The organism is Undibacterium sp. Jales W-56 (assembly GCF_025548535.1).
In the GTDB taxonomy this organism is placed as follows: Bacteria; Pseudomonadota; Gammaproteobacteria; order Burkholderiales; family Burkholderiaceae_D; genus Undibacterium.
On sequence record NZ_JAJLQW010000006.1, the window covers coordinates 143,233 to 157,418 of the forward strand.

The window sequence follows — 14,186 nt, forward strand, 5'->3', positions numbered from 1 at the left end:
CTCCCCTTAATCCGCGTCGCCAATTTGCGACTTAAGCATCTTTGCTTTTAGCGCGTATGCGCCAGCAGTAACAACGTTCTCGCCAGCCGCAACTCCGGACTTCACGACCACCTTGCCCCGTAATTTTTCCCCGACTTCTATCGCGCGTGCCTCAAAGCCGCCTTTCTCTTGGACGAACACAGTTGGTTGTCCCTGAATTAGCACGACTGCCTGCTCCGGGAGCAACAGTCGCTTGCTCGTGCCCATAGTTGAGATCGCTGCGGTGGCAAACATGTCCAGCTTGAGTTTTCCATCTGGATTAGGGACTTCCACTCTCGCCTTGATCGTGTGAGATTCCTTGTCCATACCGCTACTGATATAGGCGACCTTGCCGGCGAATGTCTCGCCGGGATAGGCTGCAAGGGTAATTAGCGCCTGCGCGCCGACGTGCACTTTTGCGATGTCTTTTTCGTATAGGTTGCCCTCGATCCAGACGTTCGATAAGTCGGCAACGGCAAAGAGCATTTTGTCCGGCTGCGCAAGCTCACCTAGCACCGCTTTTTTCTCAACGAGCGTGCCCGAGAATGGCGATGCGACCGCAAAAGTGGAGACGTTGGCGCTTGGGGATGACTTTCCAGCGATGCCTAGCGCTTGGCGTTTATCGGCGGCCGCACGCAGTATCGCTTTCGCTTTTTCAAAATCGCCTTTCGCCCGAAGATAGTCTTTTTGCGGAATGATTTGGTCTGCAAAAAGTTTTTCTGCGCGTTCGGCTCCCGCTTTTGCCAATTCATGCTCACTGGAAGCTTGGACGTAGCTGGACTGCGCCTCGCCGACTTCAATGCTGTCAATCACCGCAAGCATTTGCCCGGCACGCACCTTGTCGCCAAGATTGCCGGAGACTTTGACGATGCGACCTGCCACCCTTGGAGCGATATGCGCGAATCGGTCCTGATTTGCGCCAATCGACGCCGTCACGACAATTTGTTCGGCGGAATCTTGCTCCTGCAGCGGTGCGACCGAGATGCCGGCGGTGCGTGCGATGTCTGCCGACAGGACCAATTTGCCTTTTTCGTTCTCCTCCGTGGCGGGCGCCTCTTTTTTGGCCGCACTCGCCTCTTTGGTCCGAGCACTTGGCTCAGACTGTACTTTTTGTTCTGCGGCAGGAGCGTGACCTTTGCCGCAACCGCTCAGGGCGCATACCAGTAGCAACGCGCCGGCACCTTGCCAAATAAGTAATTTCATGGATATTGTTCCGTATTGATTTTTGGGAGGGGTGGCATGCAGCAATTGCCTCAGCGCTGCGCGTCCGCAGACCAGCCGGCCGCCTGTTGTAGGGCGATGCGCGTGATGCGCAATTCAGCTTGGGCATCAATCAGGTCGCGCCTGCCATCCAGGACCTGTCTGTTCACCAGTAGGAGTTGTGTCAGCCCGATTTCGCCAGCGTGGAGGCTCTTGACCGATAGGCGTTGGTTTTCTTCCAGCGCGGGAAGGGCAGTGTCACGCAACGCGCCAACACGCGCCGTCTGGCTCTGCATCTTCTGCCACAGCGAGTGGATGTCAGCGGCCGCATCGCGGCTCGTACTGCGGCGTTCGATCTGCGCCTGCGCCAGTTCGGTACGGGCACGGCCGATGCCCCCGGCATTATTCCGGTAAAGGGGCAGCGGCACTGAGAGCGTCATTCGGACGAGACGTTCGCGTGAAGCATCGGCGCCCTCGCGCGACGCTGCGACGCCCACGGTAACGTCCGGATAGCGCGCAGAACGTTCTAGCGCAAGGCGCGCTGCAGCAGCCTGTTCCCGATGGTCCAGTGCGCGTAGTAGTGGACGGGTGGCGGCGTGTGTCAGCAGGCTTTCCAGCGAATAAGCTGGCAAAGGCGTTTCCAGTGTGCCAAGAGCCTCAATGCTGGTACCGGGCGGCATTTGGAGGAGCGTCGCCAATTCGGCGCGGGCCTGCATCAGTTGCTCCTGAAGTAAGCCAATCTGATTGCGTGCCCGAACTGCTTCCACCGACGCCAGGTTGCCGTCAAGGCGGCTATCCTCCCCGGCAACAACACGTTTCGTGATGGCCCGGGCTGTCTCTTCGATCGCAACCAATGAGCGCTGCTCGGTAGTGATCCGTGCCTGGAGTGCTATGACGCCTACGAACTGGCGTTCAACGCCGCCCCGAAGTTGCAGACGTGCTTCCATGATCGACGCTGCAAGGGCTTCAAGTTCCTGCTGCGTGGCTTGGCGACGGTGTCCCTGCTGCCCAGCGATTTCAATCGTTTGTGTTATGCCAGCTTGCCACTCGTGTAACGATTCGGACGGCAGCCCAACCTGGGGTACGACGCGGCGAGTGCGCTCCATTGCCAGCTCGGGATTGTTCCAAAAAAGTGCACGCGCATCGACCGCCTCGCCCTCGACGGCCATACGCCGAGCAAGTGAGCGTTGCAACTCAGGGTTTTGTGCTTCAGCCCGCTCAATCGCCTGTTCGAGCGACAAGGCGATTGGCGGTACTGGCGCCGTCGCCAACTGTTCCGTTAAGGGCGCTAACCCGGGATTTGCAGCGGACGCAAACAAGGGGACGGCAAAAAGTGCCGCGGCAAGCGGCAGCAATGAGACCTGCATCGAATTCTCCAATAAAACGGGGGATATTCGGCGAAAGGTCGGACTAGCGCCTAAAGATGGCGCTCAAAGCCAGGACGCTCCCGCCAGCTCAGCTGGCGGTGGTCCAATTGGGCCGCGTCGGGCCGTCTGGGATGTGAGATTGGTAAGCGGTAGTCAGGCTGAGTATGCTGGCCAGGAATGGAACAGACTGGGTGGGTGCAACGAGCAAATACGACGGTGCGACCGCCGCAAAATGACAGAACACGTGGCACCCAGGGCAGCAACTCTTGTCGTATCGTACTGAAGAGGAAGCGGATAACGACTTGTTCAAATCTTGCTTGATCCCCGTGAAAACAGGCGCTGATTTAGGTACCTCAACCGAATTGTTCATGTACGACACCGCAGCCCATGTGGTATGGAGCGGGATCAAGAACATTAACAATATGAGCAGGGCGCGTTTCATCGTTCCAAATTATACATAAGTATTTCTAAGGTTGGGGCATGAAACCGGCATATAATGAGAATTATTCGCATTCTCACTCAGCACTCCCCTTTTCGCGAGATTCTATGTTACCGCTCCGCACTATCCTGATTGCATTGCTGTGCTTTGCTTCTGCTTCGCTTCCAGCCCGCGCCAATGACCTGCCCACCCAAACCAAGACGAAGCAGATCTGGCAAATGCTGGACTACCTGGCTGTCGACTATGGCCGGTCAGTGAAAGACGGAGCCGTGCGCAACCAGAGCGAATACGCGGAGATGGAGGAGTTCGCTCGTACTGCGGAACGCCAATTGGCAGAATTGCCAGACAGTCCTGCGATGCCAGAGCTCAAATCAGAAGCTGCGAAGCTGCGCACGTCTATCGGGAACAAGTCCTCGCCACAAGAAGTTGCCGATCAGGCTCATGCATTGGCAGGCCATCTACTTGCCACGTATCCAATTCCCATGGCGCCGGTCAAGCTACCCGAACTCCAACTCGGCGCAAAGCTGTACCAGAGCCAATGCGCCTCCTGCCATGGCGTGTCCGGCCACGCCGATGGCCCGCTTTCTGCAACGCTAAATCCACCTCCGATCGCTTTGGCCGATCACGGCCGCGCGCAGGAGCGCAGCGTGTTCTCCCTGCAGCAAATTATCACACAGGGTGTGGCCGGTACTTCTATGCGCGGTTTTACTGAACTGACTGACGAAGAGCGTTGGGCAATCGCATATTTTGCTTCAACAATGTCCTATAGCGATGCGGACCGCCAGACGGGCGCTAAAATATGGGCCACCCGCCCGAATATACAGGCGGCCGTTCCGACGCTGGCTGCATTGACTCAGACATCCGAGGCGACCCTTGCCAAAAACATTGGTCCAGAGGTGGCGCGACCATTGATTGCTTACCTGCGTAGCACGCCTGCCGTACTGGCGGCATCCGGCGCCGACAGCGTCTTGATAGCCAAATCCAAGTTGAAGGATAGCGTTGCAGCCCTCGAAGCCGGCGACACGTCGCAGGCTTCCCGTTTGGCCCTGTCGGCCTATCTCGATGGATTCGAACCTGTGGAGCCTGCACTGGCCGCGAAAAACAAGGGTTTGTTTGAAGACATTGAAAAAACGATGGGCATGTATCGCAATGCTGTCAGCCAGAACAATATCGGGCAGGCACAGGCGATCGAGCAGCGTTTGCAAAAATTGCTCGCGGAAGCAAGTGCGGCCCTCGATACATCCAACGATCCGTTATCTACCTTCCTTGGGGCACTGACCATCCTTTTGCGTGAGGGTCTGGAGGCGCTGCTGATCGTAGTTGCGATGATCGCCTTCCTTCGCAAGGCCGAACGTACCGATGTGCTCAAATATGTGCACGGCGGCTGGATCGCGGCGCTGGGGAGCGGCGGCCTCACTTGGGTGGTTGCTACTTACCTGGTCAATGTTAGTGGAGCAAGCCGTGAGATGACAGAGGGTTTTTCGGCCATTTTTGCTGCTGTCGTCCTTCTTGCCGTCGGTATCTGGATGCACCAAAAAAGCTTGGCCGGTCGATGGCAAGCGTACGTCAAGCAAAAACTGTCGGCCGCTCTCAGCAAAAAATCGGCGATGATGCTGTTCTTGCTGTCGTTCGTTACTGTGTATCGCGAGGTGTTTGAAACTGTCCTGTTTTATGCCGCGCTGTGGACGCCGAACAATGGCATATATTTGATCTCCGGCTTAGCCTTGGGAATAATCCTTCTCGCGGCGATCGGCTTTCTCTTGCTGCGCTCTTCGGCCCGCCTGCCGATCAGTAAATTCTTCGCGTGGAGCTCCGCGCTGGTTGCGGTGCTGGCCGTCGTACTCATGGGCAAAGGTGTCGCGGCGCTGCAAAAGGTTGGCTACCTGGGACTTACACCGATCTCGATGCCGCGCATCGATGTACTCGGCCTATATCCGTCCGTGCAGACTGTGCTTGCGCAGGTAGTGATCCTATTGATAATTGTGGCAAGCATTGCTTTCAATATCAAATCGCAGAAAAAATTAGCTTAGCGTGAACGGTCCGCACCCAGGATGCTGTTTTTTCGCTAAGGGATGCGGAATTTTGATTCGCCATATCAATGCGATACCTCGCCAATGGAGCGGAGCCTTCGACGTTGCACAGCGCCGAGACCCAGAGGACAGCGGCCGGGCCACGCTCAAGTCGCCCCAACACCGACGGCAGTACGTCAGTTGAAATTTCATAATCTTCGATTTTGAAGTGTCAGAACATTTTGCTGACTCCCAATGACACGAAGACGCGCGGCGGCGTGGCACCATGTGTACGCCCGCCGACGCTGAAATCTAGCTGAACGTCACGCATGGGCAAATATGCAACGCCTGCATCGAAAACCGCAGCCGACTTGCCATTTTTTTCCTCGCGGGATTGCATCCCAGTATCAACGAACAGACTTAGCGCCTTACTGGGGTTATAGCTGAGCGTCACGGCTAGCAACTCCGTATTAAATCGCCGGTTCTGGCCATCTTCATAAGCAGCCACGCCCACGTTTGGATTGAACGACCACTGTTCGGCGAAATCCCAGTCCGCTGCGAGTCGGACATCCCCCGTGGCATGCTGGGAGCGGAAGTCCCGCGAACCTGAAGCTGGAAAGACTCGGACAATAACCCCTAAAGAAGGTTGACTTGCTTTATTCGCTTCAAGGAACTGGTATTTCGTGCCGATCGATACCGGGGCAATTCCTTGGCTTCGGGTTACACCATTTTCCGGATCTGCTGTTCTTTGCATAGTGTAAGTATTGCTCTCAACACGCACTTCCCACCGATTGTTTATGCCGACGCGAAATAACGTCGGAACAAATGCTGTTTGGTCGGAAGCTAATCCGCCCCGCCGAAACTCCTTCTGAACGCCTGTCTCAATTTGAACTCGACCTGCGCCTATGACTTTGCTGCCATCGGCGATGCCGGGACGGTCTGGATTAATGTACTCATCGTCTTGCGCAAGCGCGGTGGATGTCAACTGCAGCGACATCACTAACATTAAGGCCTGCGTTGGTCTCAACGAAAAACGACCAATATTCATAGCGCGGTTAGCAAACATTTTGGGCGAGTTCTTTCATTCATATTTCGACATTGTGATAATACGCCGTTGTGTGTGTTTGCGTGGGTCGCTCGCACTGCCTTGGTCTCGGCTATGTAACAAGCGGCCGCGCTTCACGTTTATGCAAAGCTTCACATAAACGCGAATCCCGGCCGCCCCTCAACGCGCGGGGTAGTTGTGCCGCGCTGTGGACGCCCGACAATGGCATGTATCTACTTGCTGGCCTTGGGGCTGGGCGCGGCAATCCTCGGCGCAATCGGCTTCATGTTGTTGCGCTCCTCTGCGCGCCTGCCGATTGGCCAGTTCGTTGCGTTCAGCTCCGCGCTGGTTGGCGTGCTGGCCGTCGTGCTTATGGGCAAAGGCGTCGCAGCGCACCAAAAGGTGGGCTATTTGAAGATGACGCCGATTTCGATACCACCCATCGAATGTGCTCGGCCTTTACCCGTCCATGCAAACTGTCTTGGCGCAGGCCCTCATTCTCACGATCATTGTCGCGAGCATTGCATATAATATTGAGTCGCAACAAAAATCAAGCGTGGCGCTGGAACGGCGCCAATCCGATCAATATCGGCATACCTACTCAGCGTTCCCGCCGGCCTACTTGCAAGCTATGCCGGGGGCTAGTCCGTTGATTCGTTTGTTGTCACCAATCACATGTGCGGAACATTTGGCAAATTTGGGCATGGTCGGATTCAAATGCCGATCGCGCCGCGGCGTTATTGCCCCGTAGCTGCTCTTTTCCTAATCACAACGGGCAATGCCGGCATCGGCATGTCGGTGATCCAGACCCATTCCTCGGCACCTCTCACCTTGAGCGTTTTCTCCTTCAGCCCGCGTTCCTTGGGTTCCATGAAGGCACTCACTACATGCAAGGCCAACGGCGTGTCACCGGCGTCCAGCAATAACGCGTTCGGAAACGGCGCCGCGCTGTTGGCGTCGTAGCGCAGCGGCTTGATGAAGCGGCGCTGCTGTGCCACCAGTGCATCGATCAAGCCGATTTCATGGATGCCATCGACAGGAACCCATTGATCCGTGGTGAGCATGAAGCTGGCCTTGTCAATCTGGTAGATATGCTCCCGTTTCGCGTAGATCAGGGCGCACATGACGACGCGGGGCTTGCGCGGCGTGTCCGCATCGCGCGCCTCGAACAGACTGCCGTAGACCCGCTCAATGCGCTCCCAAGCCTTGGTGTTGATGAACAACGGTGCATCGGGCATGTGCTTGACCCAGACTTTGCGCCCGAGTGGCGTCGCTTCGCTGCATTTGAACTCGCCCAATACCAGCGCCATCCGAAATTGCGACTCGCCGTCCGGCGCCTGGAGCAGCGCGAGCTTGCTGCGTCTGCGCTCCGCAGCCCGCGACTTCGTCGCTTCGCTGAACGGTTCTGGCACATAGAGACGCTCCGACAGGCGCACGCCTTTTGTCGTCACATCCTCGGCCGCTTCCATCAGGTACCTGTGCAGCACTCCCTGATTGCGCTTGCCCTCCATCTTTGGCGTCCAGCGGTTCATTCCGGCGCGTTCGAACAGGAAGTGCATGACGGCGCGCAGGCTCATCCTGCGCCTGGGAACACTGACCTCGGAAGGCTCCGACGGTTCGCCCCGCGGAACGGTCCGGCCGGGCATGCGGACCAAGGGAAAATCGACGCGCAACTCCACGGATTCCGCAGAGTGCTCGATGATCGACTCACCCATCAGTTCACCCAGTCCCGACTGGTGCAACTCCGACTCGTACGACGGACAGGACGCATGGTGCCTTGTGCCCGTCTCGGGCATGCGCTTGACCACGTACAGCCGGTGCCTAGCGACGTACATTTCGATACCACCCGGCACGCACATGCAGCGCGGACGCTCGGGTGTGTCGTAGACGCGCGCGAGCGCATCCTGCAAACGCTCGTCGTCCGCCGCGAAGGTAACTCCCTTGATGAAGAAGCGCTGCTCTTCCATGGACGCGCTCACACCAGTTCGCGCACGACCATGTGCAAGGGTTGGCGCGTGTGCGGCAGGAGCTCCCTCACCGACTTCAGTTCGCTGATCCCCAGCACTACGCCAATCTGGTCCTCGGCGGCGCCCCGTTCGAGCAGACGGGCTGCGACCGTGCGACGCGCGTTCAGCGCCGACATGCCCTCGAGGCCGATGCGGCGGAATATCTTGCGATAGGTTTCGAGGATGCCCCGACAAAGGAACCGGGTTTGCCCCACCTCGCCATAGCTCACGATTTCGAAGGGCGCGCCTGCCTCCGTCAGAAACAGCCGGCTGTGGGGATCAAGGCCACGATAGCTGGCAGGCGCTGGCCCCGTCCCTGCGGCGGTAGTGCCAAGGCCGTGGCGCAGTCTTTCCGCCAGGTAGTCGTCGATCGCGGCATTGGCGCGCTGGCTGGCAAAAAAGAGCGGTCTGGCACTACGGTTGATCGCAACGTCCGCACGCAACACCGACTCTTCCCTGACGCTGCCGTCAATGCACAGGTAGTCGCGCACTTCCACTCGCGCGATTTCGAGCGGCCGCGCGCCGGTCGACAACAGCATGTAGAACAGTGCCGTATCCCTGCGCGGACAGGCGCTGCGCGAGCGCGTCCTGCGAACCGCCATGTCGATCTCCTGATCGGTAAGTATCCGCCCGGGAGGGGCATCTTGCGACGCGGCCGGCGTGTATCGCTCCAGGGCGGACAGGACCGATGCGCTGCATGTGCGCAGTCGCTGCACGAATGCCAGGCCATCCTGATTGAGCCCGTCGATGCCGACCTCCCGGCTCAACTTCAACGCCAAGCCCTTGATCCGCCGCTCGACCGCAGTGCGGGTAACGCCGTGTTCCGCGGCGACGGCATCGTAAGTCTTTCCGGCGACGACATCCTTGAGCATCGCAATCGATTTAAGTGCTGAGTCGGATTCCATGGTGGCGGTGTCACCTGTAGTCGAGGTAGTTCATGGTGATCCGGCAGCCACTGGCCGGCGAGCCAAAATCACGCTGGAAAGCCGGGGCTTTCGGCATTAGTGATACCGTTCACGGACCTTCCGCGTCCGGGCGTTTGGTGCCGGCGCCCGAATCACCTGTTTCGACGATCCAGCTACGAATGTCTTCGGCCCGCCAGGCGGTCACTCGCGCGGACAGTTTGACGGGAGCCGGAAACGTTCCGGCAAGCACCCGGCGCCAGAGTGTCGATTTGGAGATCGGGACGAAATTCAATACCTGCGCTTGCCGCAGAAAACCAGTTTCAGGAAAGATTGGATGAATCGGATTGCTTGTTGACATGATCGGCCCTAACACCGGCGGCGCGCGCCGGACAGAAGTAGCTGACCTGCTCTGTCGCGATCATGCGAGGCCAGAAATGCATAATCGTTAGGGAATCGATACTTACGATATACCGGGGACTCCCGACCGGACGGTATGGATCAATAAGTGCATATTGACTGAATGCGCAGGACTACTGCGCAAACGAAATGGACAACTTGTGGGCATCGGCGAGAGCCGGCGGGTAGTGGGGCAGGTATCGACTGCGACGCCGCCAGCGCTGACATGACGGATTGGGTGAGTTGGGCGCAACGTCTTTTTATCGGGATGTCGTGCGACCTGGTGAAAGCGTAAGGCAGAGGGGAACCATTTTCAAGCCCGGCTTGCGCTTCGCCACGGCGAATACCGAAAGCCATTCGCCCACTGGGACGCTTCGGTTGGCGTCCGGTTTCCATGAACGGCTTCGGCAACTCGAATTGCCATGCCGACGGGTGTTATAACGCTTGCGGCGCTCTGCTCACATCCGGCTGACAACGCTCCAAAGCGATTGGCGATGTTGGGATAGCAGTTCGCGCACGGACTTTTTCTCGCTGATCCCCAGGATCTCGCCGATCTGCTCCTCCGTGGCACCGCGCTCGCTCATTCTGACGGCGACCAGTCGCCGCACGCTGATTGGCGACACGCCCGGCAACCCGATGCGCTGGAACATTTTTTGATACACGTCCAGGATCCCACGGCACAGGAAGCGCGTCTGCCCGCGCTGGCCATAGCTGACGATGTCGAACGGTGCGCCCTGCTCCGTCAAGAACAGCCGGCTGTGGGGATCGAGGCCGCGAAAGGTCGCTGCCTCTTGGGTGCCGAAACCCCGCAGCAATCGATCGGCCAGGTAACTGTCGATCGATTGCTGCGACTTCGGACTGGCGAAGCATAGCGTCCTGGCCTTTCTATTGACCGCCACCTCGCTGCGCATGACCGACGCAATGCGTACGCTGCCGTCAGCGTTCAAATAGTCGCGCACTTCGAGCCGCGCGACCTCCAGCGGACGGGCTCCGGTCGTCAGCAACATGATGAGCAGGGCGACGTCGCGATCCGGGCAGGCGCTGCGCATTCGCGTTTTCTGTAGCGCCAACGCGATGTCCTCATCGGTGAGCCGTCGCCCGACAGGTTTCTCTTGTGGTGCCTGCGCTGTCCGCGGTTTGTACCGCCGGATCGCATCGGCAATTTCCAGTTTGCGCGCTCGAAGTCGCTGGACGAAGACGGGGCCGTCCTGATTGACGCCATCGATCCCGACCTCGCGTGAGAGCATGAGCACCGCCGCCTTGATGCGGCGCTCCACGACGGTACGTGTTACGCCATATGCAAATGCCACGGCATGATAGGGTTTTCCGTCGATCACGTCCTGGAGCATTGCAATCGACTGCATGATTGAATCCGTTTCCATTTCGAAAGCACGCTTTGCTAATGTTGCACCCGAAGTTCCCATCTATGAATGCGATAAGCCGAACAAGATGCCATGCGTCAACCTGCTTTCGAAGACGACTGGACTCGGATTGGTTTTCTTGGCGCGGCAACGCCACGCGATGTCGCTCGCACAACTGCATCAAAAAATTTTTCGATTTCCCTCGTGTCCCCCCTCAAGCCGTCGATTGCATTTTCTATTGCCAGCAGTCTTCGCGGTTGCCTATATTTGGCAGAAAATCCGTACCAAATAGACATCATTGCTTAACCAATTGTAGTTATTAAATAGATATTTTTCCACTGGAACAACTATAAAATCACCAATGCCGCTGGAAAAAATCCTCTATAAAATGGTATTCGTTGCTCTTGACTAAATATTGTTAAGAGTCGTATTTACAGATTCTGAAATTGCGCCAAGTGCCAAGTACGATGAACGCCCTACCGCCCGGAAGTCTCTGGACGAGAAGTTCCACGGTCGTCACTTTCGCAATAGGGTATCCAATCACGTGGTGTTAGAAGCAGCATGACACCACCATGGGCGCATGCCCAGGCTCTCTTCCAAACTCGACAGCGATAAAAAATTAGTGCGGCTAGGCGCCGCGATTCGCGCGCGACGGAAAGAGTTGGGCGTCTCGCAGGAAGAGTTAGCGATCGACTGTGGCGTCGAGCGCAGCAATATGGGGAAGATCGAACGCGGCGAAAATAATCTCTCGATTTTGAATCTCGTACGCATTGCGGAAGCGCTCAACGCGAATGCCGCAGACATCTTGGCGGATGCGAGTCTTTGAGCAGTTTGCAAGCACGCCTCCTCCGTTCAAATGGGCGCTCCCATCGCTGATGATGGCTTCGAGCGATGCGGCATTGGATGGCTGGGTTGGCATCCAGCGCAGCCTCACTCATCGGCGCTATTTCTTACAACGTGCACAGGCGAGAAGCTGACATGGCTGAGTTGCTGCCCCTGGCTACAGCCGACAATTGGAACGGCATATCCACTGGACATCGAGGAACCGTTGGGCTCAATAGCGAGATCCCAATATCCTTCGCCCATGCCGAAGTTGTTCTCTTCCAGGAATGCAACTGCGAAGTATCTGCCATGCGTCGCGTGCAATTCAATGGCGACGGCGATCATTCGGATATGCATATCGTCTTGCGTTACCCCTGTCAAGAAAGCCTGCTGACCAGATTTGCCCATGTCACCCTCTTTGTGAGCAAATTGATTTTCATCAATTCTGCCCATGCAATATGAATACGCCTTGATTAAAATCAACAATTCTTTCGGCTTAGTCCAACGCGTTATCCTGACGCGCAGGACCTTTCGCCGGGTTTTCCGATCGATGCTCTGGTGCCGGATCCTGCGTTCCCATCGCGTTCATGCGACGGCGCAGTCCCGTTGCCAGATTGCGGGCGGCAACCGCCACGCCACGGATCGCACGTTTGAAGCCGGCACGCTGAATATCGGCCTCGCGCGCCGTGATCACTTCATGGATCTCCAAGGTCTGCAGCAAGGGCATCACCTGATCGAACTTGTTCAACAATTCCAGGTAACGCCGGCCGGTCGAAGAAATGACGCCGACCTCGATCTCCAGGGCTTTCGTGTCGTAGGTGGCAAGGCTTGTAATTCCGTTGACCTTGAACAGGGCTTCCGCGCCGTCGATCGCCTTGTTCAATTCCTCGGTGGCGGTGCCAAGCTTGCCCCGCAAGAGCGCTTCGACGCGCTCGACATCCTCATGCTTTAGCTTGGTGCGTGCGATGACCGACACGAAATGGCTATTGAGCTGCAAGGTACTGAAGAAGCGTACGAACAAGCGCTTGGCCTCGGCGCTCGTGAAATGGGTCATCAGTTTCACGCTGGCCTGCTCGACGCGGCGAAAATCCGCCTTCACCTCTTTCGCCAATATGCGTGCGTTCGCCTCGCCCAGGTCCGTCACCACCATTTTCGTGTCTGTCATGTCGCGCTCCTCGTGTGCTTCCACCGCCCCCATGGTCGCGGCTCGCGTCGATACCCGCCACCAAAAATGGCGAACGGACGTTGGGGATTTCGGCACCAGCCTCGGCTCTGAATCGAAACCATATTGACATCGGCGCACCGCCGAACTAACTTGGCGCTATGCAGCAGCTAGCCCTGCAAGCGATTGGCCAGCCCCTCATCTCATATGCGCACCCGCGGCACGCTCTCGATTGTGCCTGTCGCCCATCGTCAGAAAGAATGCTTTCGACGCTAGATTTTCTTCTGGCGTCGAAAGCTTTCTCGCATCGGTAGCTGGCACACCGATCACGCGGCTCTTGCCGTCACGTACCCAAGCCAGTCCAAGCAGTGCCGGTCTCCATGCCGGCCGTTCATCACCCCGTGGGGGCAATCGCTCCCGCCTGCGGCGCGCATTGCCCTCATTTTCTTTTGGAGGCAATGATGCAGAATTCATTTTCAGCACCCTCGGCAGGGCGACTCCCCGATCCGGCTGCCGGACGCAGTCCGCCAGTTGCGGGGCAGTCCGTTCTATCGATGATGATCGATCCCGTTGACGAGGATACGACGCCATTTAATGACGCGCCAACCGGCGAATGGGACGAAGAAGACATCGTATTTCTACACTGGCGTCTTCTCAAGGAAGTGGGTGGACTGCGCGACCCGGCAACGCCCCTTGAAGAAAAGCTCGACACCTTGCGCTGGATTTTCACCGAGCGCGAGAAAGAGAGCCGGCCATTCTCGTTCGTCAATTGCCTCAATGTGGTCGGCTGCAGCCCGCTGTCGCCACTGCCCTATTTCGGGCGATTGGACGCCGACGAGATTCGCGATGCAATTCAATGTCAGGTCAAGTTCTGGCTCAATGCGACGCTGATGCGATACCCGTCATGGGTACGTGAGGCGGTCCTCAGAAATCCAACGTGGATCGAAAGTCGATTGTCGAAAAATCCACAGTGGATCAATGAGCAGGTAAAGAAGCACAGCGTGCAAGGCGACTTGTTCGCCTGATCGCGCCATGTCCCAGTGTGCGTCGCCAGCGGACCGATTCAATGGTTCGGCCGACTGCGCCACCATTTCAACGATTTATCATTCAGGAGAATTGCCATGTTCACCGCAACCCATAGCAAACGCCGGCGTGGCCCGATGGTCAATGTCCACGCCTCCGAAGATATTGAATTTCTGGTCAAAGAAAGCGAGATCGTCACCGGACAGCTCGGACGCAAGTTCGTCATTTCCGGCGCCGACCAGCTCGTATACATGATCCAGTGGTATCCGGACGGTTATAAGGTGCAACGTCTTGACGACGAGGGCAATGCCACGAGCACGCTCTACGTCCAGCCCGAGGAACTCGGGTCGCACAGTCTCGGCGAAGCCCTGCGCGCCGGGCAGTTGTATACGCCACAAGTGCGTCACTAAATCTGTTCTTCCCCCAACGCGGG

Annotated in this window: 15 protein-coding genes; 6 read left to right on the forward strand and 9 right to left on the reverse strand. The window is 57.4% G+C overall.

Features of this window, described 5'->3' with window-relative positions:
• Positions 1 to 6: 6 nt before the first annotated feature.
• Positions 7 to 1,221, reverse strand: coding sequence for an efflux RND transporter periplasmic adaptor subunit (locus LPB67_RS16175; RefSeq protein ID WP_262838324.1), 1,215 nt, complete (start codon positions 1,219 to 1,221; stop codon positions 7 to 9).
• Positions 1,222 to 1,271: 50 nt separating this feature from the next.
• Positions 1,272 to 2,585, reverse strand: a complete 1,314-nt coding sequence (locus LPB67_RS16180) for a TolC family protein (RefSeq protein WP_262838325.1) — start codon at positions 2,583 to 2,585, stop codon at positions 1,272 to 1,274.
• Positions 2,586 to 3,131: 546 nt separating this feature from the next.
• Between LPB67_RS16180 and LPB67_RS16185 the strand changes: the two genes are divergently transcribed.
• Positions 3,132 to 5,054: a cytochrome c/FTR1 family iron permease gene (locus LPB67_RS16185; RefSeq protein ID WP_262838326.1), complete on the forward strand. Its 1,923-nt coding sequence runs from the start codon at positions 3,132 to 3,134 to the stop codon at positions 5,052 to 5,054.
• Between the two features lie 211 nt (positions 5,055 to 5,265).
• Here the strand turns inward: LPB67_RS16185 and LPB67_RS16190 are convergent, their stop codons facing one another.
• Positions 5,266 to 6,081, reverse strand: a complete 816-nt coding sequence (locus LPB67_RS16190) for a transporter (protein WP_262838327.1) — start codon at positions 6,079 to 6,081, stop codon at positions 5,266 to 5,268.
• Positions 6,082 to 6,300: 219 nt separating this feature from the next.
• Here LPB67_RS16190 and LPB67_RS16195 point away from each other — a divergent pair, with 219 nt between their 5' ends.
• Positions 6,301 to 6,609, forward strand: a complete 309-nt coding sequence (locus LPB67_RS16195; RefSeq protein WP_262838328.1) for a hypothetical protein — start codon at positions 6,301 to 6,303, stop codon at positions 6,607 to 6,609.
• A 206-nt stretch (positions 6,610 to 6,815) separates the two neighbouring features.
• Here LPB67_RS16195 and LPB67_RS16200 read toward each other — a convergent pair whose 3' ends face one another.
• From LPB67_RS16200 to LPB67_RS16215, 4 genes are all read right to left on the reverse strand, one after another.
• The gene (locus LPB67_RS16200) at positions 6,816 to 8,045 is read right to left on the reverse strand and encodes a DUF1173 domain-containing protein (protein WP_262838329.1); all 1,230 of its coding nucleotides are present in this window, start codon (positions 8,043 to 8,045) and stop codon (positions 6,816 to 6,818) included.
• 8 nt (positions 8,046 to 8,053) lie between these two features.
• Positions 8,054 to 8,989, reverse strand: coding sequence for a site-specific integrase (locus LPB67_RS16205; RefSeq protein WP_262838330.1), 936 nt, complete (start codon positions 8,987 to 8,989; stop codon positions 8,054 to 8,056).
• A gap of 109 nt (positions 8,990 to 9,098) precedes the next feature.
• Positions 9,099 to 9,347, reverse strand: a complete 249-nt coding sequence (locus tag LPB67_RS16210) for a helix-turn-helix transcriptional regulator (protein WP_262838331.1) — start codon at positions 9,345 to 9,347, stop codon at positions 9,099 to 9,101.
• Positions 9,348 to 9,843: 496 nt separating this feature from the next.
• Positions 9,844 to 10,749, reverse strand: a complete 906-nt coding sequence (locus tag LPB67_RS16215; protein ID WP_262838332.1) for a site-specific integrase — start codon at positions 10,747 to 10,749, stop codon at positions 9,844 to 9,846.
• Positions 10,750 to 10,839: 90 nt separating this feature from the next.
• On the opposite strand from LPB67_RS16215, the gene LPB67_RS16220 reads away from it, so the two are divergent.
• Positions 10,840 to 11,052: a hypothetical protein gene (locus tag LPB67_RS16220; protein WP_262838333.1), complete on the forward strand. Its 213-nt coding sequence runs from the start codon at positions 10,840 to 10,842 to the stop codon at positions 11,050 to 11,052.
• Between the two features lie 274 nt (positions 11,053 to 11,326).
• Positions 11,327 to 11,572 carry a helix-turn-helix domain-containing protein gene (locus LPB67_RS16225; RefSeq protein ID WP_262838334.1) on the forward strand — a complete coding sequence of 82 codons (246 nt, stop codon included), beginning with the start codon at positions 11,327 to 11,329 and terminating at the stop codon, positions 11,570 to 11,572.
• Between the two features lie 104 nt (positions 11,573 to 11,676).
• Here the strand turns inward: LPB67_RS16225 and LPB67_RS16230 are convergent, their stop codons facing one another.
• Entirely contained in the window at positions 11,677 to 12,054 is a 378-nt protein-coding gene (locus LPB67_RS16230; RefSeq protein ID WP_262838336.1) for a hypothetical protein, read from the reverse strand.
• A gap of 10 nt (positions 12,055 to 12,064) precedes the next feature.
• Positions 12,065 to 12,733 (reverse strand): DUF1845 domain-containing protein, encoded by a 669-nt coding sequence (locus tag LPB67_RS16235; protein WP_262838337.1) that lies wholly within the window; start codon positions 12,731 to 12,733, stop codon positions 12,065 to 12,067.
• Positions 12,734 to 13,191: 458 nt separating this feature from the next.
• Between LPB67_RS16235 and LPB67_RS16240 the strand changes: the two genes are divergently transcribed.
• A complete protein-coding gene (locus LPB67_RS16240; RefSeq protein ID WP_262838338.1) occupies positions 13,192 to 13,755 on the forward strand; it encodes a hypothetical protein in 564 nt (187 codons plus the stop codon).
• A 96-nt stretch (positions 13,756 to 13,851) separates the two neighbouring features.
• The gene (locus LPB67_RS16245; RefSeq protein WP_262838339.1) at positions 13,852 to 14,163 is read left to right on the forward strand and encodes a hypothetical protein; all 312 of its coding nucleotides are present in this window, start codon (positions 13,852 to 13,854) and stop codon (positions 14,161 to 14,163) included.
• Positions 14,164 to 14,186 lie beyond the last annotated feature (23 nt).